This is a genomic window from Janthinobacterium agaricidamnosum, assembly GCF_003667705.1.
Lineage (GTDB): Bacteria > Pseudomonadota > Gammaproteobacteria > Burkholderiales > Burkholderiaceae_D > Janthinobacterium.
Genome location: NZ_CP033019.1, coordinates 3,791,092 through 3,810,936, shown reverse-complemented (window position 1 = coordinate 3,810,936; position 19,845 = coordinate 3,791,092). Strand labels below are relative to the sequence as shown.

At 63.8% G+C, this 19,845-nt stretch carries 18 protein-coding genes; 11 read left to right on the top strand and 7 right to left on the bottom strand.

The annotated features are described in order from the left end of the window. Positions 1-96: 96 nt before the first annotated feature. From D9M09_RS17155 to urtE, 7 genes are all read left to right on the top strand, one after another. Positions 97-708 carry a transglutaminase-like domain-containing protein gene (locus D9M09_RS17155; protein ID WP_121669981.1) on the top strand — a complete coding sequence of 204 codons (612 nt, stop codon included), beginning with the start codon at positions 97-99 and terminating at the stop codon, positions 706-708. 15 nt (positions 709-723) lie between these two features. Further along, positions 724-1,512: a DUF4349 domain-containing protein gene (locus tag D9M09_RS17150; protein ID WP_121669980.1), complete on the top strand. Its 789-nt coding sequence runs from the start codon at positions 724-726 to the stop codon at positions 1,510-1,512. Positions 1,513-1,697: 185 nt separating this feature from the next. Beyond that, positions 1,698-2,951 (top strand): urea ABC transporter substrate-binding protein, encoded by a 1,254-nt coding sequence (gene urtA, locus D9M09_RS17145; protein WP_121669979.1) that lies wholly within the window; start codon positions 1,698-1,700, stop codon positions 2,949-2,951. Positions 2,952-3,088: 137 nt separating this feature from the next. Further along, on the top strand, positions 3,089-4,675 hold the full coding sequence (gene urtB / locus D9M09_RS17140; RefSeq protein ID WP_121671134.1) for an urea ABC transporter permease subunit UrtB: 1,587 nt from the start codon (positions 3,089-3,091) through the stop codon (positions 4,673-4,675). Further along, on the top strand, positions 4,672-5,793 hold the full coding sequence (urtC, locus tag D9M09_RS17135; RefSeq protein ID WP_121669978.1) for an urea ABC transporter permease subunit UrtC: 1,122 nt from the start codon (positions 4,672-4,674) through the stop codon (positions 5,791-5,793). The genes urtB and urtC overlap by 4 nt, the downstream gene beginning before the upstream one ends. Then, positions 5,790-6,620, top strand: coding sequence for an urea ABC transporter ATP-binding protein UrtD (urtD, locus tag D9M09_RS17130; RefSeq protein WP_121669977.1), 831 nt, complete (start codon positions 5,790-5,792; stop codon positions 6,618-6,620). The genes urtC and urtD overlap by 4 nt, the downstream gene beginning before the upstream one ends. A gap of 19 nt (positions 6,621-6,639) precedes the next feature. Beyond that, positions 6,640-7,338 carry an urea ABC transporter ATP-binding subunit UrtE gene (gene urtE / locus D9M09_RS17125; protein WP_121669976.1) on the top strand — a complete coding sequence of 233 codons (699 nt, stop codon included), beginning with the start codon at positions 6,640-6,642 and terminating at the stop codon, positions 7,336-7,338. Position 7,339: 1 nt separating this feature from the next. Here urtE and D9M09_RS17120 read toward each other — a convergent pair whose 3' ends face one another. From D9M09_RS17120 to D9M09_RS29125, 3 genes are read right to left on the bottom strand one after another with little or no spacing between them, the layout of a single operon-like run. Then, complete coding sequence (locus tag D9M09_RS17120; protein WP_121669975.1) at positions 7,340-7,924, bottom strand: chromate transporter; 585 nt, start codon at positions 7,922-7,924, stop codon at positions 7,340-7,342. Beyond that, a complete protein-coding gene (locus D9M09_RS17115; protein ID WP_121669974.1) occupies positions 7,921-8,511 on the bottom strand; it encodes a chromate transporter in 591 nt (196 codons plus the stop codon). The genes D9M09_RS17120 and D9M09_RS17115 overlap by 4 nt, the downstream gene beginning before the upstream one ends. A gap of 52 nt (positions 8,512-8,563) precedes the next feature. Then, entirely contained in the window at positions 8,564-8,740 is a 177-nt protein-coding gene (locus D9M09_RS29125) for a hypothetical protein (RefSeq protein ID WP_162995736.1), read from the bottom strand. A gap of 266 nt (positions 8,741-9,006) precedes the next feature. On the opposite strand from D9M09_RS29125, the gene D9M09_RS17110 reads away from it, so the two are divergent. After that, positions 9,007-9,228, top strand: coding sequence for a hypothetical protein (locus D9M09_RS17110; protein WP_121669973.1), 222 nt, complete (start codon positions 9,007-9,009; stop codon positions 9,226-9,228). A 416-nt stretch (positions 9,229-9,644) separates the two neighbouring features. On the opposite strand, the gene D9M09_RS17105 is transcribed toward D9M09_RS17110, so the two are convergent. Then, positions 9,645-10,244 (bottom strand): response regulator, encoded by a 600-nt coding sequence (locus D9M09_RS17105; protein ID WP_240453406.1) that lies wholly within the window; start codon positions 10,242-10,244, stop codon positions 9,645-9,647. Between the two features lie 340 nt (positions 10,245-10,584). Further along, positions 10,585-11,133, bottom strand: coding sequence for a phosphohydrolase (locus D9M09_RS17100; RefSeq protein WP_121669972.1), 549 nt, complete (start codon positions 11,131-11,133; stop codon positions 10,585-10,587). Positions 11,134-11,334: 201 nt separating this feature from the next. Here D9M09_RS17100 and D9M09_RS17095 point away from each other — a divergent pair, with 201 nt between their 5' ends. Both D9M09_RS17095 and D9M09_RS17090 read left to right on the top strand, forming a co-directional pair. Continuing rightward, positions 11,335-14,472 (top strand): NAD(P)-binding protein, encoded by a 3,138-nt coding sequence (locus tag D9M09_RS17095; RefSeq protein WP_240453405.1) that lies wholly within the window; start codon positions 11,335-11,337, stop codon positions 14,470-14,472. A 2-nt stretch (positions 14,473-14,474) separates the two neighbouring features. Further along, on the top strand, positions 14,475-15,386 hold the full coding sequence (locus D9M09_RS17090; protein WP_083286969.1) for an alpha/beta hydrolase: 912 nt from the start codon (positions 14,475-14,477) through the stop codon (positions 15,384-15,386). Here the strand turns inward: D9M09_RS17090 and D9M09_RS17085 are convergent. Further along, positions 15,371-18,271, bottom strand: coding sequence for a hybrid sensor histidine kinase/response regulator (locus tag D9M09_RS17085; protein ID WP_227742004.1), 2,901 nt, complete (start codon positions 18,269-18,271; stop codon positions 15,371-15,373). The two genes, D9M09_RS17090 and D9M09_RS17085, sit on opposite strands and share 16 nt — an antisense overlap. 156 nt (positions 18,272-18,427) lie before the next feature. On the opposite strand from D9M09_RS17085, the gene D9M09_RS17080 reads away from it, so the two are divergent. Next, entirely contained in the window at positions 18,428-19,057 is a 630-nt protein-coding gene (locus tag D9M09_RS17080; protein ID WP_034754929.1) for a LysE family translocator, read from the top strand. Here the strand turns inward: D9M09_RS17080 and D9M09_RS17075 are convergent. Beyond that, entirely contained in the window at positions 19,020-19,748 is a 729-nt protein-coding gene (locus tag D9M09_RS17075) for a YceI family protein (protein ID WP_240453404.1), read from the bottom strand. The two genes, D9M09_RS17080 and D9M09_RS17075, sit on opposite strands and share 38 nt — an antisense overlap. Between the last annotated feature and the right edge of the window lie 97 nt (positions 19,749-19,845).

The following is a 19,845-nucleotide window of genomic DNA, read 5'->3' as shown; positions in this document are numbered from 1 at the left end:
AGGCGTGGATTTTCTTTGTTCCTGCGCAAAGAAACGCTGAATGTTGCGCCGCTTCGACTAAAATCGCGCATTATCTTTTCGCATTGCCTTTATGCCATGTCTACCGACTTTTCCCCCGACTTTTCCGTATATCTAGCCAGCAGCCTGTATATCAATAGCGATCATCCGGCCGTGCGCGCCAAGGCGGCCGAACTGGCGGCAGGCGCTGTGGGCGACGCCGCCATCGCGGCCCGCTGCTTTGCCTTCGTGCGCGACGAAGTCGCCCACAGCTGGGACTACCAGCGCAATCCCGTCACCTGCCGCGCTTCCGACGTGTTGCAGCATGGCACGGGCTACTGTTATGCGAAGAGCCATCTGCTGGCCGCGCTGCTGCGCGCCAACGGCATTCCCGCCGGCCTGTGCTACCAGCGCCTGGCGGTGGGCGAAATCGGGCCGCCGTTTTGCCTGCACGGCTTGAATGCCGTGTACTTGCAAGAATTTGGCTGGTACCGCATCGATGCGCGGGGCAACAAGCCCGGGGTCAATGCCGCCTTCACGCCGCCGCAGGAGCAACTGGCGTTCCCCGTGCTAGCGCCGGAAGAGCGCGATCTGCCGGAAATCTGGCCGGCACCGCTGCCCCAGGTGATCGCCTCGCTGACCGGCCATGCGACCGTGCAGGATGTGGCCGCGCACTTGCCCGATATCGAATTGTTGCCGCTGAAAAAATAATCTCAGAAAGAAATCATGAAAAAAGTGTATCTTGGTCTGTTCGGCCTGTTGCTGCTGGCCGGTTGCGGCGGCAAGGGCGAGAGCGGCGGGCAATCGAGCGCCGCGCGTCTCGACGGCAAGGAAAAAGGCAGCGAGTTTCTTGCCTATGAACACAATGTCAGCGTCGATACGAGCGAGGCGCAAGTGCGGCCTCTGTATGAAAAAGTGGTCGCCGCCTGCAAGGCCGATACGGAAAACGGCTGTTTGCTGTTCGATTCCAGCCTCGACAGCGGCCGCTACGTGCATGCGCGCATCAGCATGCGCGCCAAGCCGGCCGGCATCAAAAAGCTCGTCGCGCTGGTCGCGGCCGAAGGCGACGTCACCAGCCAGGGCACCAAGGTGGAAGACCTGGGCCGTCCTGTGCTCGACAGCAAGAAGCGCCTGGAGATGCTGAAACAGTACCAGGCGCAGCTGCAAGACCTGGAAAAGCGCTCTGGCGCGAACGTCGACGCCCTGATCAAGGTGACGAAGGAGCTGGCCACCGTGCAAGTGGAGCTGGAGCAGGCGACGGCGGCCAATGCGCTATTAATGCAGCGCATCGACACGGACTTGCTGAACGTAATGATCAGCGCTGAAGGCAAGCAATCGTTCTGGCGCCCCGTCAAGCGTGCGCTGGGCAATTTCACGGACAACCTGTCGGAAGGCGTGGCCAACGCCATCACGGCCATGGCTTACATCCTGCCGTGGCTGATCGCTTTCGTGCTGCTGTTCCCGCTGGGCCGCAAGGGCTGGCGCCGCTTGAGAGGCTTGCCGCGCAAGGATTAAAGCCTCCGGCGCACCGTTTTACGGCAATTTGAAACCTGGCTGCACAGTCCTTGTGCAGCCAGGTTTTTTTTCGTGCGGCGAGCGCCGCGTGCACCATGGCGGACAGCTGTAGGCGCTGGCACGCATTCTGCTTTAACAACATGGCAGGCCCAGCTCGACCCCACGAACCCATCACAGGAGTCCCCATGTCACGACGCATCATCCTGAAAGCGGCCGCCGCCGGCGCATTCGCCCTGGCCACGTCCACTTATATGCAGGCAGCCCTGGCCGCTGATACGATCAAGGTCGGCATCTTGCACTCCCTGTCGGGCACCATGGCCATCTCCGAAACATCGCTCAAGGATGTGGCGCTGATGACGATTGCCGAGATCAATGCCAAGGGTGGCGTGCTGGGCAAGAAGCTGGAAGCCGTCGTCGTCGACCCCGCGTCGAACTGGCCTTTGTTCGCGGAAAAAGCGAGACAACTGGTAGCGCAAGACAAGGTGGCCGTGGTATTCGGCTGCTGGACGTCCGTGTCGCGCAAGTCGGTTTTGCCCGTCTTCAAGGAACTCAACAGCCTGCTGTTTTACCCGGTGCAATACGAGGGCGAGGAGCTGGAAAAGAATGTGTTTTATACGGGCGCCGCGCCCAACCAGCAGGCGATTCCCGCCGTCGAATACCTGATGAGCACAGATGGCGGCGGCGCCAAGCGCTTCGTGCTGCTGGGCACGGATTATGTGTATCCGCGCACCACCAACAAGATCCTGCGCGCCTTTCTGAAAAGCAAGGGAGTCAAGGATAGCGATATCAGCGAGGTCTACACGCCGTTCGGCCACGCCGACTATCAAACCATCGTTGCCAACATCAAGAAGTTTTCCACTGGCGGCAAGACGGCCGTCATTTCCACCATCAATGGCGATTCCAACGTGCCGTTCTACAAGGAACTGGGCAATGCGGGCCTGAAAGCCACGGACGTGCCCGTCGTCGCGTTTTCCGTGGGCGAGGAAGAGCTGCGCGGCATCGATACCAAACCCTTGCTCGGCCATCTGGCGGCGTGGAATTACTTTGAATCCGTCAAGAACCCCGTGAATACCGCTTTCATCAAGCAGTGGAAGGCGTACGCCGTGGCGCAAAAGCTGCCGAACGCGGGTTCTGTGGTGACGAACGACCCGATGGAAGCGACCTATGTGGGCATCCACATGTGGGCGCAAGCCGTGGAAAAGGCGAAATCGACGGACACGGACAAGGTGATCGCCGCCATGGCGGGCCAGAGCGTCAAGGCGCCATCGGGCTTCACCCTGACCATGGATGCAACGAACCACCACTTGCACAAGCCCGTGATGATCGGCGAGATCAAGGCCGATGGGCAATTCAATGTCGTGTGGAAAACCAAGGAACCGATACGCGCCCAGCCGTGGAGCCCGTTTATCAAGGGCAATGAGGGCAAGCAGAAGCTGTAAAAAGCTTGCGCGTCGATTCGTCGCCGCAACCCCAGGCAAAGAGCTGGGGTCAGACCCGGCGGGTCTGACCCCTGTCCTTGTCTTTGGGGGAAGGATACCTATCAAGACATCGGCTTTACTACATGGAATCCATGCACATGCAGCTTCTCCCCAAACTGCTGGTCCTCGCCTGCCTGTTGCTATCCTCGCTGGCGCAGGCCGCCATCCCTCCCGACCTGCTCAAGCTGCTGGCCGGCGACGATTCCGACGCCAGGGTCGCCGCCGTGGCGCAGATCGCCGCCCTCGCCACGCCCGAGGCTGCCAAGGTGCTGCAAGCGCTGCAGGACGACGCCTTGTACGCCGCGCCCGACGGCAAGGTATACATCGTTGACGGCGAGCAGGCGGTTGACCCGGCAATCGGACGGAACGTGCCGCTGCCCGACGGCATCGATGGCGTGATGGTCAACAACCGCTTGCGCGCGGCTGTGGCAGGCGCCTTGTCGGGTTTGCAGCTGCTGGCGCCGGAGCGCAGCGCCCGCCTGGCCGCCGCGCAAGCCTTGCAAAAGGCGGTCGACCCCGCGCAGCTCCCCCTGATCCGCACCGCGCTGGCGCGGGAAAGCGACGCTGAAATTCAACAACTATTGCAAGTGCTGATCGCCAGCGCCAACCTGCATGCACCCGACGCCGCCACGCGCAAGGCCGCCGTGCAGGCGCTGGCGGGCAGCAGCGATGCGCGCCTGCTGCCTGTGCTGCAAGCCATGCTGGAGCAGGGCGGCGAACCCGACGAAGCCGTGCAGCTGGCGGCCATCGACACCATGCGCCAGATCAAGGGCCGAGTGGCGCGCATGGAATTGGCCGGCAACGTGTTTTATGGCATCTCGCTGGGCAGCGTGCTGCTGCTGGCGGCGCTGGGCCTGGCCATCACCTTCGGCCTGATGGGCATCATCAATATGGCGCATGGCGAATTGCTGATGATAGGCGCGTACACGACGTATTTATGCCAGCTGTTCTTCCGCGCCTACCTGCCGGGCCTGCAGGATGCCTACCTGCTGGCCGCCTTGCCGGCCGCCTTTTTTGTTGCCGGCCTGGTGGGCGTGGCGCTCGAACGCACGGTGATCCGCTGGCTGTACGGCCGGCCGCTGGAAACCCTGCTGGCTACCTGGGGCATCAGCCTGATCCTGATGCAGCTGGTCCGCACGATATTCGGCGCGCAAAACGTGGAAGTGGCCAATCCGGCCTGGATGTCGGGCGGCGTGACGGTACTGGGCGGCCTCGTGTTGCCGTACAACCGGCTGGCCATCATCGCCTTCGCCGTCGTCGTCGTGGTGGCCGTGTGGCTGATCCTCAACAAGACGCGCCTGGGCCTGTTCGTGCGGGCCGTTACGCAAAACCGCCGCATGGCCGATTGCGTGGGCGTGGCCACGGGCAAGGTCGACATGCTCACTTTCGGCCTCGGTTCCGGCATCGCGGGCCTGGGCGGCGTGGCCCTGTCGCAGCTGGGCAATGTGGGGCCGGACCTGGGGCAAAGCTACATCGTCGACTCTTTCATGGTGGTGGTGCTCGGCGGCGTGGGCCAGCTGGCCGGCACCGTGATCGCCGCGCTGGGCCTGGGCGAAGTCAACAAATTCCTTGAACCGGTGGCGGGCGCCGTGCTGGCGAAGATCGCCATTCTCGTCTTCATCATCATTTTCATCCAGCGCAGGCCGCAGGGCCTGTTTGCCATGAAGGGACGCAGCGTCGAATGACTACCTCCTACCCGATCAAACAGGGCCTGTTCACGCGGCCCGTGTGGCTGGCGATTGCCGCCTGCAGCGTGCTGGCAGCGCTGTTGCCGATGTTTAATCTGGCGTTTGCCGAAGGCCATGCCTTGCATGTGTCCGCCTACACGGTGGCGCTGGTGGGCAAGTTCATGTGCTATGCACTGGCCGCGCTGGCGTTGGACCTCGTCTGGGGCTACACGGGTATCTTGTCGCTGGGCCACGGCGTGTTCTTTGCCTTGGGCGCGTATGCGCACGGCATGTATCTGATGCGCGCCATCGGCGACCAGGGCCAGTACCGCAGCAGCTTGCCCGACTTCATGGTCTTTCTCGACTGGAAGACCTACCCGTGGTACTGGGCCTTCACGGAACACTTCTGGTACTGCATGGCCCTTGTCGTGCTGGTGCCGGGCGTGCTGGCCTTCGTCTTCGGTTATTTCGCGTTTCGTTCGCGCATCAAGGGCGTGTATTTTTCCATCATCACGCAAGCGATGACGTATGCCTTCATGCTCTTGTTCTTCCGCAATGACACCGGCTTTGGCGGCAACAACGGCTTCACGGATTTCAAGACGATATTGGGCCATAACATCACGGCACCCGCCACCCGGGCCGTGCTGTTCCTGCTGACCCTGGCTTTCCTGCTGACCGCCTTGATCGGCGCGCGCGCCATCGTCCGCTCGAAACTGGGCAGGGTGCTGCAGGGCGTGCGCGACAGCGAAGCGCGGCTGATGTTCCTCGGCTACAACCCGCTGTGGTTCAAGCTGTTCGTCTGGACCTTGTCGGCCGTGCTGTGCGGCATCGCCGGCGCCCTGTACGTGCCGCAAGTGGGCATCATCAACCCGTCCGAGATGTCGCCTGCCAACTCCATCGAAATGGTCGTGTGGGTGGCGGTGGGCGGGCGCGGTACCTTGCTCGGTCCGATTGTGGGCGCCTTCACCGTGAACGGCTTGAAAAGCTGGTTCACGGCCGCCTTGCCGGAATTGTGGCTGTTTGCGCTGGGCTTGCTGTTCATCGGCGTGACGCTGTTCATGCAGCAAGGCATGCTCGGTGTCTTGAACAAGCTCAAACGTAAAAAAGTCGCCGCCGTGGCAGAGGAGGCCGCATGAGCATCCGCATGTTGCCCGGCATGGCCGGCACCGAGGCTGGCGCCACGTATGCGCGCGTAAAAGGCGAGGGCGTCGACACGACCCATGGCGCGATTTTGTATCTGGAAGACATCAGCGTGTCGTTCGACGGCTTCAAGGCCATCAACAAGCTGAGCCTCGATATTTCCGTGGGCGAGTTGCGCTGCATCATCGGCCCGAACGGCGCGGGCAAGACGACGATGATGGATGTCATCACGGGAAAGACGCGGCCCACGTCCGGCACGGCCTGGTTCGGCCAGACCATGAATCTGGCCACCATGACGGAAGCGCAAATCGCCCACGCAGGCATCGGCCGCAAGTTCCAGCGCCCCACCGTGTTCGAGCAGCACACGGTATTCGACAACCTGGAACTGGCGATGAAGATGGACAAGCGCGTGGCGCCCACCCTGTTTGCGCGCTTGTCGTCCGAGCAGGCGGGCAGGATCGAAGCGATCTTGCGCCTGATCCGCCTGAACGGCCACGAAGCGCGGCCGGCCGGACTACTGTCGCATGGGCAAAAGCAATGGCTGGAAATCGGTATGCTCCTGATGCAGGAGCCGCAGCTGATTTTATTGGATGAACCCGTGGCCGGCATGTCGGATGCGGAAACGGCGCGTACGGCGGAACTGCTCAATGAATTGCGCGGCAAGCATTCCATCATGGTGGTCGAGCACGACATGGGTTTCGTCACGGAGATCGCCCAGCAAGGCATCGTCACCGTGCTGCATGAGGGTTCCGTGCTGGCACAGGGGCGCATGGACGAAGTGCAAGCCGACGAGCGCGTCATCGAAGTCTATCTGGGAAGATAATAAGGGGAGATCGCAGGCCATGCTCGAAGTGCAACAATTGAATCAATACTATGGCTCCTCGCACACCTTGCGCGGCATCGACCTGTCGGCGCGCAAGGGCGAATGCCTGGCCTTGCTGGGGCGTAATGGCGTGGGCAAGACGACCTTGCTGAAATGCCTGATGGGCGTGCTGCCCGTGGCGCAGGGCAAGGTGGTCTTCCATGGGCGCGACATCACCCGGCTGGCGCCGCATGTACGGGCCAAGCTGGGCATCGCTTACGTGCCGCAGGGACGCGACATCTTTGCGCGCCTGACAGTCGAGGAAAACTTGCTGATGGGCATGGCGAGCAAGCGGGGCAGGCTGGCCTCGCGCATCGATCCCCACGTGTATGAGCTGTTCCCCGTACTAAAAGAGATGCTGCAGCGGCGCGGGGGCGATTTGTCTGGCGGGCAACAGCAGCAGCTGGCCATCGCCCGCGCCCTGCTGGCCGAGCCGCAATTGATCATCTTTGACGAGCCGACGGAGGGCATCCAGCCTTCCGTCATCAAGGATATCGGCCGCGTTATTTCCTTGTTGAAACAGCGGGGCGACATGGCCATCGTGCTGTGCGAACAGTATTTTGATTTTGCCCGCGCACTGGCCGACGACTTCATCGTGCTGTCGCGCGGCAGCGTGGTCGCCAGCGGCAAGGCGGAACAGATGGATGGCGAGGAGGTGAAGCGCCATCTGGCCGTGTAGCTTAAACGAGCTGCAGCCACCCCAGCACCGCGCCAGCCGCCAGCAGCCACAATAAATGGATCTTCGTGCGCCAGATGATCAGGCCGGCCACGATGGACAGGCTCCACAGGGGCCAGTCCGTGTGGATGTCGTGGTTGGCTCCGCCCAAGATCATGCCCGTGGAAATCAGGAGGGCGACGACGATGGGCGCCATGCCCTGCTTGAAGGCGCGCACGGGCCGCAGGTCGCGGTTGCGGTAGCCCCACTGGGCCGCCACGTAGGTGAGGGTGGTGCTGGGCAGCATGATACCCACCATCGTGATGAACACGCCGAGATACGCGGCCGTGTAGCTGCCCGCATTCATGCCCACGTTCCAGCCCATCAGGGCGACGAACAGGACGTTGGGGCCGGGGGCGGCTTGCGCGATGGCGATCGACTCGTTGAATTGCGCCTGGGTCAGCCAGCCATGCTGTTCGACGAGGAAGCGGTGCATTTCGGAGGTGGTGGAAATGGCGCCGCCGATCGACATCAGCGACAGCATCAGGTAGTGGCCGAACAGGTTCAGCCAGTCGCCCGCGCTCAAGGCCAGTTGCAATGGCGGCGTCATGCGGGCAGCTTCCGGTACGTCAGCAGGCAGCCGATGCCGCCCAGGCCCAGCAGGATGTACAGCAGGGGCCAGCGGAAGATCGCCACCATCAGCACGCCCAGCACGGTGATGGACAAGGTCAGCCACAGGGGCAGCGGATGCCTGGCCAGTGCGGTGGCCAGCTTCACGCCCGTGGCGGCGATCATGCCGGCCGAGACGGCCGCCATGCCGCGCAGGGCGCCCGCCATCTGCGGGTTGTCGCCAAAGCGCGTGTACAGCACGCCCAGCAGCAGGACGATGACGAGGGGTACGGCCAGCATGCCGACCAGCGCCGTCAGCGCGCCTTTCAAGCCGAAATAGCGCCCGCCCACCATCAGCGACAGGTTGACGACATTCGGCCCGGGCATGATTTGCGCCACGGCCCAGTCCTCGAGGAATTCCTCCTGCGTCAGCCAGCGCTTGCGCTCCACCATTTCGCGCTGGATCACGGCCAGCACGCCGCCAAAGCCTTGCAGGGCCAGCCAGGTGAACGAGAAGAACAGGTCGGCAAGCGAGGCCGGCTGGGGACGGGGCTGGTCGGGCTGGGGAGTGGATGGGGCGGCGGGCATGCATGATTATGGCCGTGCCTGCCGCGCCTTGTCCATGCCTATCTCCCTGCCTTTAGCCGCCACCCACGCCGGCGATGACCACGCCCGTGCCGCCGCACATGGCGCAAGGCTGGCCGTCGTCCATGGTGCCCCGGCCACGGCAATGGGTGCAGACGTTTTCGCCCGTACCGGGCGTGCCGGGCGGGGCGATATCGCCAGGATGTTGCTCAGGATACGGTGTTGTATTCATGTCGTGTCTCCTTGTGCCGGGCGGGGCGGGTGCTGCGCGATGGCGGGCAAACCCCATGGTAGGCCGGTGCCGCATGCGGCGTTTGACCTGTCTTAAAGTGCGCGGCCTTGCATCCCTGAAAAAAACTGCATTGCAATAGCTGGCTGGCATTGACATCGCGCGTTTTTCGGCAATACTTTCGCTGTCACTTTCCGCGCTGGCTACGCTGGTGCCGGTCCCCGCCGCTGTATCCCGCCATCGTCACTTTCTCGCAGGAGTCATCCATCATGCCTCATTCCACAGAAACGCTGCATATGCCCGTCAAAACCGTGATGCTGCATACGCGGGTCGATCAGAAGATGTCCGATATCGTCGATCTGGGCATCGCCGTGCAGGCTGCCTTCAGTACCTTGTGCGCGCTGGAATACCTGAAGTCATACAATGTCGCCCCTGAACTGATCGAGCGCGTGCTGCTGCATCCGGAGCAGCGCCGCCAGGCCGTGCACTGAGTATCCTCGCGGCAACTGTGTTGCCGGCAGCGTCAGTCCGGTGTTGTCGGATTGTTCATTACGGCTCAGTTATGCACAAATGATGAGCTAACGAAATTGGCGAAATAATTTTCTTGTGATTATGTGTGAGTTTCTAAGTATTTGATTTTAATGGATTTTATTTTTGCTGTTTGATTGAGCAGTTTATTGAAAGCCGCACGGGCTGTGGCTTTGAAGGCTGTCAATAGGCCCTTATCCACAAAGATATCCACAGTCCGTGTGGATATCTGAAAAAGCGCTTAACAATCCGCCACTTAGGAAAATGGGACGGGCCAGCGCCTGCCATCGGCGCGCAAGATGGGCCAAAATGGGGCATGGCACAAGCCTGTATGCCTATCCAGTGCTCTTGTTTTTATGACTGAAAGTAGTGGCCGCGTTCAGGGCGTGCCGCCGGCCGGCGCCGCTGGCGTTTCGCCGCACTGGGCCAGGGCGGCGGCCAGTTCGGCGACTTGCTGCTCCGCTTCGCGCAGGGTGGCGTAGGTACGCAGCGAGGCGATCACGGTGGTAAACAACTTGCGCGTGGTGAGGTCGGTCTTGCACCAGAAATCGTTGATATCGTAATCGATGATGATGCGGTGTTCCAGCGCCTGGCCCGGCTGGCCCGTGCGCAGGATGATGCGTACGGCACTGTTGTGCAGCTCTTCGCGGATCTGGCGTGCCACTTGCAGCCCGGCATCCTGAGTCTCCATGATCACATCGAGCAGCACCACGGCGATATCTTGTGTGCCGCGCAGCAAGGCCAGCGCCTCGGCGCCCGAATACGCGTGCAAAAAGCTCAGCCTGCGGCCCTGGAAGCTGGCCTGGCTGAGGGCGAACTTGGTCACCACGTGCACGTCGACATCGTCATCGACGATCAGCACGCGCCATGGCGCCGCGGTGGCAGGCTCTGCCGCCGCGTCTGCCCGTGCCAACGGCTCATCGACCAGCCAGTCCGGTTCGTCCGCCCCCTTGGCGGCGCTGTCGCTATCCATGTTCATGCGTTTATCCACCGTTGATCGTGCTTGCTACTCCACACTATGCCAGTCTACGGGGTTTGTCAAAACAATGCTGTTCAAGCAAGACGGCCTGGCGCCAGGATTGCTTATGCACAGCAAAATATATTTTCATGACGGCGAAGTAACTTTGCTTGAGCGCAAATTCGTGATTGCAAGTCATTGATTTCATTGGGGTAAAAAATTGCCTGTGAAATCAGCAAATTGTTGAAACCCGCATCAATACTGGTGTTGCGGCTTGTCAAGAGGGGCTTATCAACAACTTTATCCACAGTTGCTGTGGATATCTGAAAAAGCCGTGCAAAAACCGGGGCTTAGCGCCCGGTCATGCGGCCAGCCCGAGCCCGCTCAGCTGGGCAAAGGCATGCAGGAAGCGCTGCTTGGCTTCGGCCGGGCCCATGGCCTCGATTATACCGGGCAGGGGGGCGATGCCGTCAAGGTAAGCCCAGCGTTCGGCCGAGTGCGGCATCAGGTCGCGCTTTTCCGTGGCCAGTGCGATCAGGTCGGCCCGCTTGATCGGTGCGTAATCGGAAAAGTCCAGGCCATACGTGGCGGCGATGATGGCGCTGACCTTGTCTTCCAGCATGGCAAATTCCGGCAGCAACACTTTCAAGGGCTTCACCATGTCGCCCAAGTAGGCTTCGGCCGCGTCGTGCAGCAGGGCGGCCAGGCGCAAATGGGGCGGCACCAGTTCGGCAACGATCAGGCTGTGCTGGGCGACCGAGTAAAACACTTGCGTTTGTCCATTGAAGCGGCACTGGTACGCGAGGCCGTGGGCAATGTCTTCAATGGCTACCTTGTCGATATGCGGGCGCAAGGGATAAAAACGGTTGCCTGAATAGGTGGAAACGTAGTCGGTGGTAATCATTGCCATGGCATGGTGCTCGGAATGCTCAAGATACTTCATCGTACACCCGATGGCAGGCGCTTGCCCCGGCTGCCGTGCGCAAGCGGCTTTCCCGCTGAGCCTATGCATCTTGGCAAAGCCTTTAATTTATTTCATATCATTCATTGTTCTTTCTCAAATACACTATAGCAATCTTGTTTGTCTGAAACTTCATTTAGGGGCAGGGCAATGACGGCGATACCTTCGGCAAGACCTTCGTATATCTATCAGGGCGGTTCGGTGATGATGCACTCGCCGCTGCAATTGAAACAGTCGGAAATGTACGGCTATTTCGTCAGGGGCGACCTGGCCAAGCTGCAGGCCACGGTGAATACCACCTTGAACCAGGTGGCGGGCAGCAAGATGACATTGAAAGCCCTGTCGCCGTATGTGATGCTGACGTTTACGCGCGTCAACCATGCGGACTCGGCCAACTCCGTCGACCAGGCCAAGGGCTGGATCACGGAAGTCGACATCGTCACCTGGATCATGGTCGGCCAGATGGATGAACACGGCAAGCTTGCGCATATCTACTGGTATCCGTGCCATATCTTCGTCGATGACGCCATGGCCCTGATCAACGGGCGCGAGCTGTTCGGCTATCCGAAATACCTGTGCGACTACGAGATTCCCGCCGCCGGCAGCGAGCCGCTGCGCTGTTCCGTCGCCGCCAAGGGCTTCCAGCATTTTTCTCCGGAAACGAAACTGGCCCTGCATCCTTTGCTCGAAGTCAATGCCACCGTGCAGACGGGACCGCACAAACCCGTCAACAGTTTCCTTGAGCTCATCGAGCAGGCATTCCAGATTTTCCTGTCCATCCCCGATTTCTTCGACATGGACCAGGCCGGCTGGGCCGACATCCTGTCGCTGCTGCGCAACCCGCGCATCGACCAGATATTCCTCAAGCAATTCCCCGACAGCGCGGGCGTGAAAGCCGTGTACCAGGCCCTGGTGGCCGCGCCGGCCGAGATCAACCGCCTGCACAGCGCGCGCCTGCTCGGCTATGAATACGAATGCACGATGCACGCCTTCGACAGCTTCCCGCTGGACCAGACCCTGGGCTTGCAGCTGGGACCGCAGGCGGCCATTTTGCCCTTCAATGTGAACTTCGACTTCACGGCCATGCCGGGCGAGGAGCTGGTCGACAATTCCCGCATCGCGCCGGAAAAGATCGCCATCCTCGGCGGCGGCGTGGCCGCCATGACCACCGCGTATTATCTGACGAACCAGCCGGGCTGGCAAAACCGGCATGCCATCACCGTCTACCAGCTGGGCTGGCGCCTGGGCGGCAAGGGCGCCAGCGGGCGCAATGCGCAGGCGGGCCAGCGCATCGAGGAGCATGGCCTGCACATCTGGTTCGGCTTCTACGCGAACGCCTTCAGGATGATCAAGGAAGCCTACGCCAGCCTGGAACGCCCGCCCGGCGCACCGCTGGCCACCTGGCGCGACGCTTTTAAACAACACGATTACGTGGCCCTGTCGGAAGACGTCAAGGGACAATGGCGCAACTGGTCCATCGTCTTTCCCACCTTGCCGGGCGAACCGGGCGAGGGCGGCGAAGACGTCACGCTGTGGCAGATGGCCATCGCCATGGTGGGCTGGATCGAGCAGTGGATACGCCAGATCCGCCAGGTGGCGGACGCCGACGCGCGCATCGTGCGTGCCAGCGCATCGCAAGGCGAGGGCGTATGGCCGGGCTGGCTGCGCCGCCTGGCCGACGAAGTGGTGGGCCAGGCCGATGAACTGGGGCTCGACGTGGGCCTGTCCGTGGGCGCGCTGGTGGCCCTGGTGACCGACCTGGCGCCGGACTCCACGCGCCACGACCAGGCCCGCCACCAGCTGCTGGCCAGCACCCTGAACGGCATCCGCGCCTGGCTGCGCCTGCGCTACCGTGCCCTGATCGACGGCGACGACGAGTTGCGCCGCCTGTTCACCTGCCTGGACCTGGGCATCACGGTCATGAAGGGCATGTTCGAGGATGGCGTGTTCAAGAACGGTTTTGACGTCATCAACGACATCGATTTCCGCGCCTGGCTGCGCAAGCATGGCGGCGACGAGCAGTTCAGCGTCAATTCAGCCCCGGTGCGCGGCTTTTACGACCTGGTCTTCGCCTACGAGGGCGGCGATTTCGCCAAGCCGAACATCGAGGCGGGTACCTTGCTGCGCTCGATGGCGCGCATCGGCCTGGCCTACAAGGGCGGCATCATGTTCAAGATGCAGGCCGGCATGGGCGACACCATCTTCACACCGCTGTACGAAGTGCTGCGCAAGCGCGGCGTGGAATTCAAGTTCTTCCAGCGCGTGGAGGAACTGGTGCCGGGCGCGGGCGACATCGACAGCATCCGCATCACGCAGCAGGTGCAATTGAAGGACCCGGCCGCCGGCTATGCGCCGCTGGTGGACGTCAAAGGCCTGGCGTGCTGGCCCAGTGCGCCCGATTACGCGCAGATCGAACCGGCCCAGGCGGCGCTGCTGCAGGAGCAGGAAGTCAACCTGGAATCGTACTGGAGCGACTGGCCGCAGCAGTACCGGCAGGCGTTCGGCCGCGCGCTGCCCGCCACGGTATTGAAGAAGGGCGTCGATTTCGACAAGGTGGTGTTCGGCATTTCCATCGGCTCGCTGCAAGCCCTGTGCCCGCAACTGCTGGCGCAAAGTCCGGCTCTGCAACTGGCGGCCGACAAGGTGAAAACGGTGGCCACGCAGGCTTACCAGGTGTGGCTCAACAAGGATTTGTCTCAGATGGGCTGGACCACGCAGCCGAAGGGCCAGCAACCGGTGCTGTCGGCCTTCACGGAGCCGTACGACACGTGGGCGCCGATGGACCAGTTATTGGCGCACGAGGATTGGCCGGCGGGGCTGGAACCGAAAAACGTCTCGTATTTTTGCAGCGCCTTCCCCGTCGACAGCTACCCGCCCGTCACCGACACGGCTTTTCCCGCCCGCTGCGCGGACAGGGCGAAACAGGGCGCGCAGCACCAGCTGGAACGCGAGATCGGCGCGCTGTGGCCCGAGGCGGGCGCGCCCGGCGCGTTCCCGTGGCAATGGCTGGTCGATGCGAAGGCTGGCACGGGACCGGCGCGCTTCGACAGCCAGTACTGGCGCGCCAACGTCGATCCGTCCGAGCGCTACGTGATGTCGGTGGTGGGCAGCACGCAGTACCGGCTGGCCACCGACCAGTCGGGCTTCAGTAACCTGTTCCTCACGGGCGACTGGATCAGGACGGGCCTGAACGCGGGCTGCGTGGAGGCGGCCGTGATGGCCGGCATGCAGACCTCGCGCGCCATGACGGGCTATCCGGCCGTGATCCAGGGCGAGACGGATTTCTAGGCATGCGAGGCCTGATGCTGCTGTGCCTTGTCCTGATCCACCTGCACGTGGGCGCCGCGCCGCCGGGCGCCATTGTGTTGTGGCCGGGCGCGCCGCCCGGCGGCGCGGCGCCGGGTCCGCAGCGCGACAGCGCCAAGGGCTCCATCACGCAGGTGGAGCAGCCTTACCTGATCGCGCACCGCCCGGCGCGCCCGGACGGCACGGCGATCCTGCTGGTCAGCGGCGGCGGTTATGCGCATATCGAGGCGGGCAAGGAAAGCGGCCCCGCCGCCGCCTGGCTGCAAGCGCAGGGTGTCACGGCGTTTGAACTCGTGTACCGTCTGCCGCAGGAAGGCGGTGGCGCCAGCGCGCCGTTCCAGGATGGCCAGCGGGCCATGCGCGTGATCCGGGCGCGTGCGGCCGAGTGGGGCATCGACCCGGCGCGCATCGGCATGCTCGGTTTTTCCGCCGGCGCGCACCTGGCCGGCATGACGGCCGTCCAGCCGGACGCCGCCCTGTATGCGCCCGTCGATGCGATCGATGGCGTCTCCGCGCGGCCCGATTTCGTCGTGCTGCTATACCCCGTGCTGACCATGCAGCCGCCGTTCGATACGACGCATGCGAAGAAAGAGCTGCTGGGAAGCCACCCCACGCAGGCGGCGCGCGATGCGCTGTCGGTGGAATGGCAGGTCGATGCGCGCACGCCGCCCGCCTTCATCGCGCAGGCGCTGGACGATCCCATTTCTCCACCCGAGAACAGTACATTGATGGCGGCGGCCTTGCGCCGCGCGGGTGTGCCTGTTGAATTGCACCAGTTCCGGCGCGGCGGCCATGGCTGGGGCCTGGGCAAGCCGGGCAGCGAGCCGGCCGCGTGGCCGCAACTGCTGCTGGCGTGGCTGCAATCGCATGGCTGGATGCCTCAAGCTCCCGGTTGATTTTCCAGGTCGCGCCGCGCCACGTCCAGCGCCGTCTGCAGCTGCGGCAGGAATTGCTCCACGTTATCGAGCTGGCCGTTCGAGGCCAGGGTTTCCATCTGGTGGCACAGGCCGTGCAGGGTGGGGCGGCTCAGGTAGCCGGCGCTGCCTTTCAAGGCGTGGAAGGCGGCGGCCGCGGCGCTGGCATTGCCATCGCGCACGGCGTGGCAAGCCAGGTCCAGGCGCCGCGGCGCTTCCGTCAAGAACGCTTGCGCGATGCGCTGCAAGTGCTGCGCCGACAGGCCTGCCAGCGGCAGGATGTGCACGGGCGCCGTCATGGGATCGGGCGGCGCCGGCGTTTGCGCCTGCGCGTCCTCGGCGTCGGCCAGGCCGAACTGGCGCGCCAGGGTATCGTCGTCGATGGGCGCGGCCTGCGGCAGTGCGTGGCCGCGCGCCAGCAGCAGGTCGATGATGGCGTCGATTTTCTCGAACAGCAGCGCTTCGTCGACGGGCTTGCTGAGGAAGTCGTCCATGCCGGCGGCCAGGTAGCGTTGCCGGTCATGTTCGCTGGCGTTGGCCGTCAGCGCGAGGATGGGGATGTGCGCGTCGGGAATTGGGAATTGGGCATTGCCGCCGTCGCGGATCAGGCGCGCGGCTTGTTCGCCATCCATTTCCGGCATGCGGCCATCCATCAGCACGCAGTCGTAGGGGCCCGATCCCAGCGCGCGCAGCGCCTGTTCGCCGTTTTCCACGATGGTCACGTCATGGCCCATGCTTTCGAGCAGGGTGCCGATGATGATCTGGTTGGTGCGCACGTCTTCGGCGCACAGGATGCGCAGGCGGCAGGCATGGCGCGCCTGGCGTGCCGGCCGGCGCGCATCGGCCGCCGGCGCGCTGCCGGGCGTCAGCGGCAAGGTGAAATGGAAGCGCGAGCCGATGCCGACCCGGCTTTCCACGCCGATCGTGCCCTGCATCAGTTCGACCAGTTCCTTGCAGATGGCCAGGCCCAGGCCCGTGCCGCCGTAGCGGCGCGTGGTGGAGTGGTCGGCCTGCTCGAATTTCTGGAACAGGCGCGGCAAGGTGTCCGCGTCGATGCCGGGGCCCGTATCGCTGATGATGAATTCGATGTCGCTGCGGCCATCGCCGCGCGGCGGCGTGCGGGCGCGCCGCACTTCCAGCAGCACCTCGCCATTGGCCGTGAATTTCAGCGCGTTACCCAGCAGGTTGATGAGGATTTGCCGCAGGCGCGTGGGATCGGCGCGCACGTAGCGGGGCAGGTCCAGCGCCAGTTCGCGGCGCAGCAGCAGGCTCTTGGCGTCGGCCTGGCCCTGCACGATGCCGGCCGCGTCGCCGATCAGCGCCAGCAGGTCGAAGTCCACCGTTTCCAGGGTCAGCTTGCCCGCGTCGATCTTCGAGAAATCGAGGATGTCGTTGAGGATGGTCAGGAGCGAGACGCCATTGTGCAGGCCGATGCGCAGGTATTCCTGCGTGCGGCCCTTGACGGACTGGTCGCGCAGGGCGAATTTCAGCATGCCGATCACGCCGGCCAGCGGCGTGCGGATGTCGTGGCTCATGGCGGACAGAAAATCGATGCGGTGGCGGCTGACCACTTCCGCGTGCTCCTTGGCCTTCAGCAGGGCGTCGTTGCTGAGGGTGAGGGCCAGCGTGCGTTCCTGCACGCGCTGTTCCAGGTTGTTGCGCAGCAGGCGGATCTGGTCGGCCAGGGCAAAGGCCAGCAGCAGGCCGTCGAAGGTGCCGCCCAGCAGGGTCACCAGCTGGGCGTTGGCGACCATGGCCGGCATCAGGCCCAGGTTGGCCGGCAGGATCAGAAAGCCGGGCAGCATCAGCGCGACGAAGGCCAGCACGAAGAAGCGCGCCGGCTGGTAGCCGCGGCGCCAGACGACGATGCCGCAGATGAGCGCCAGCAGCATCCAGATGCTGATGGCGATGGTGGCCAGCGTGTGCGCATACGACAGGGCGAAAAAGCAGCTGGGCAGGAGCAGCAAGGGCAATGCCAGGTTGACCTTGCTGAGACGGTACAGCAGCAGGGAGTAGTCGCGCAGGCGCAGGAAATGCATGTAGAACAGGGTGCTGAAGACGGGCAGCAGGAAAAACGGCACGTAATGCAGCTGCAGCTGGTGCCAGTCGAATAGGTCGGCAAACACGTGGAAGGTCATGGCCCAGGCCAGGCCGTACGTCAGCACGTACAGCGCGTAATACGCCGACGCCTTTTCCAGGGTGATGGAAAAGATGAAGAAATTGAACAGGCCCAGCGCCAGCAGGGCGCCGATGGAGGCCACCATCAGGAAGTTTTCCTTGCCCACCAGCTTGCGGTAGTCGTGCTGCGTCTTCACGCCGAACAGGGGCGCGCGCGCGTAGTAGGGGCTGGAAAAGCGGATCAGGATGTCGTACGTGGCACCCGGCGCCAGCTGCACGTTCATGCCGTAGTGCAGCAAATAGTCGTGCGGCCGCTGGTAGCCCGTCAGCAAGGTACGCGGCGCCGCGTGCGGCCCCGGGCCATACACGTAGACGTCGACCAGGTCGATCAGGGTGTCGTTCGGGTCGATGACCCAGGCCGCTTCGCTGCTGTCGTTGCGCACCTGCGCATGCAGCCAGTAGGCGCCGCCGAACAGGTCGACCTGGTCGGCCGGGCGCTGGCGCGCCAGCCAGGCGGGCAGGGCGGCGACATCGGCAGGCGCGGCTTCATTTTCGGCAAGAAATAGTTGGCCGCCCTTGCCCAGGTGAGCGAGGCCTTGTTTGCTCAGAGGCAAGGGCGTCGCCTGCGCCGCGCCCGCCAGACCCAGCAGGCCGAACAGCAGGCTGAGCACGAGCGGCCAGCCGCATAGCCAGGCGCTGACGCGGGAGCTGGAAGCGCGGTGGCAGGGAGGGGGCGAGTGGGCTGGCATCGATGGAGTGGGTGATGGTCGCGCGGGAATTGGCGGCAACGCCGTTTGCTGTGGAGTGTCCATTTTAATCGACTCTCGGTGACACACGGGCAAATTCATGTCCTGTCCGCCTGGCGCCCGCTCCGGTATCATGGCGCTTTTGTCCGCGAGATATTCATGCTCAGTCCCGACCAGTTCCTGGCCTTCCTGGCCGCCGCCGTCTTGATCACCGCCAGTCCCGGCCCCGACAACCTGATGGTGCTGGGCGTGGGCATGTCGCGCGGGCGCCGTCAGGGCATGGCGTTCGGCCTGGGCTGCGCCCTTGGCTGCCTCACGCATACCGTGCTGGCGACCATCGGCGTGTCGGCCCTGCTGGCCGCCTCGCCCACGGCCTTTACGGCGCTGAAAGTGGCCGGCGGGCTCTATCTGGTGTGGCTGGGTATCGGCGCCTTGCGCAGCCGTGGCGGCGCCAGAGTCGATGGTGCGGCCGCCTTGCCCGACGAATCCTTGCTGCGTTTGTTCGGCAAGGGACTGTTTGCCAACAGTATCAATCCGAAAGTCGTATTGTTTTTCCTCTCGTTCCTGCCGCAGTTCATCGTCGCGGGCCAGGGCAATGCCAGCTGGCAGACGGCGCAGCTGGGCCTGGTCTTCACGGCGCAGGCGTGCGTGCTGTTCGGCCTGCTCGGCTATTTTTCCGGCGCCGTCGGCCTGTGGCTGAACCGCCGGCCGCGCGCCGGCCTGTGGCTCGACCGCGTGGCCGGCACCATCTTCATCGGCCTGGGCTTGCGCCTGATCCTGGCGCGCTGACCTCTTGCCGGGCGGTGATGCGGAACGCCAGTTCCATCTGGTCCTGCACGGCCATGGCGCCGCCCAGGATGGCGAACGGCACGATGCCGAAGTCGCTCTGCTTCAGCAGCAGGCTGCCGCTGGCCTGCAGGCTGCGCCCGTCGGCCGCTTGCTCGATCCGCACGGGCAACTGCACCGTGCGCGTCACGCCATGCAGGGTGATGTCCGCATCAAACACCTGCTGGTCGCCCGTGCGGCGCGCCTCGATGCTGACCCACGGATAGCGTTCCGCCTCGAGCACGCGCACCAGCATGTTGTGGCGCGTGCCGGCGATGGCATCGGCCGACGGCGTCGTCGTCAAGCCGGCCTCCCGCCGCAAGCTTTCTTCATCCACAGTCATCTCGTCGAGCCGGAAGCGCAACTGGGCGCGCCCCGGCGCGGGCACCACGATGCCCTGCAGGCTGCGGCTGGCCACCACGTGGTCATGCCCGAGCCGCGCCAGCGCGCCGCCACGGCGCACGGTGATGGTCAGCAGGGACTCGTCGGGCGCGATGTGCAGCAGCTGCATGTCTTGCCGCTGCCACGCGGGCGCCGGCACGGCGGCAGGGGCGGCCGGCGCGGAAGCGGGGGCCGGCGCGGGCGGCAAGGGCGTGCAGGATAGCAGCACGGCGCAGGCGCCGGCCAGCAGCATGCGGCGGTGAACAGTGTGCATCGATGAAAACTCCTGGCTGGACATGGACAGCGCGTGCAGAGGCGCAAGGCGCGATGGGGCGATAGTAAGCGATCCAGCCTGCCCGGCGCTAGCCCCT

Coding starts and splice junctions, on each gene's coding strand:
- D9M09_RS17095 (WP_240453405.1), top strand. CDS start 11,335: ATGACGGCGATACCTTCGGCAAGACCTTCGTATATCTATCAGGGCGGT.
- D9M09_RS17075 (WP_240453404.1), bottom strand. CDS start 19,748: ATGCACACTGTTCACCGCCGCATGCTGCTGGCCGGCGCCTGCGCCGTG.
- D9M09_RS17110 (WP_121669973.1), top strand. CDS start 9,007: ATGCCTCATTCCACAGAAACGCTGCATATGCCCGTCAAAACCGTGATG.
- D9M09_RS17085 (WP_227742004.1), bottom strand. CDS start 18,271: ATGCCAGCCCACTCGCCCCCTCCCTGCCACCGCGCTTCCAGCTCCCGC.
- D9M09_RS17150 (WP_121669980.1), top strand. CDS start 724: ATGAAAAAAGTGTATCTTGGTCTGTTCGGCCTGTTGCTGCTGGCCGGT.
- D9M09_RS17100 (WP_121669972.1), bottom strand. CDS start 11,133: ATGGCAATGATTACCACCGACTACGTTTCCACCTATTCAGGCAACCGT.
- D9M09_RS29125 (WP_162995736.1), bottom strand. CDS start 8,740: ATGAATACAACACCGTATCCTGAGCAACATCCTGGCGATATCGCCCCG.
- D9M09_RS17115 (WP_121669974.1), bottom strand. CDS start 8,511: ATGCCCGCCGCCCCATCCACTCCCCAGCCCGACCAGCCCCGTCCCCAG.
- urtD (WP_121669977.1), top strand. CDS start 5,790: ATGAGCATCCGCATGTTGCCCGGCATGGCCGGCACCGAGGCTGGCGCC.
- urtC (WP_121669978.1), top strand. CDS start 4,672: ATGACTACCTCCTACCCGATCAAACAGGGCCTGTTCACGCGGCCCGTG.
- urtE (WP_121669976.1), top strand. CDS start 6,640: ATGCTCGAAGTGCAACAATTGAATCAATACTATGGCTCCTCGCACACC.
- D9M09_RS17090 (WP_083286969.1), top strand. CDS start 14,475: ATGCGAGGCCTGATGCTGCTGTGCCTTGTCCTGATCCACCTGCACGTG.
- urtA (WP_121669979.1), top strand. CDS start 1,698: ATGTCACGACGCATCATCCTGAAAGCGGCCGCCGCCGGCGCATTCGCC.
- urtB (WP_121671134.1), top strand. CDS start 3,089: ATGCAGCTTCTCCCCAAACTGCTGGTCCTCGCCTGCCTGTTGCTATCC.
- D9M09_RS17120 (WP_121669975.1), bottom strand. CDS start 7,924: ATGACGCCGCCATTGCAACTGGCCTTGAGCGCGGGCGACTGGCTGAAC.
- D9M09_RS17105 (WP_240453406.1), bottom strand. CDS start 10,244: ATGAACATGGATAGCGACAGCGCCGCCAAGGGGGCGGACGAACCGGAC.
- D9M09_RS17155 (WP_121669981.1), top strand. CDS start 97: ATGTCTACCGACTTTTCCCCCGACTTTTCCGTATATCTAGCCAGCAGC.
- D9M09_RS17080 (WP_034754929.1), top strand. CDS start 18,428: ATGCTCAGTCCCGACCAGTTCCTGGCCTTCCTGGCCGCCGCCGTCTTG.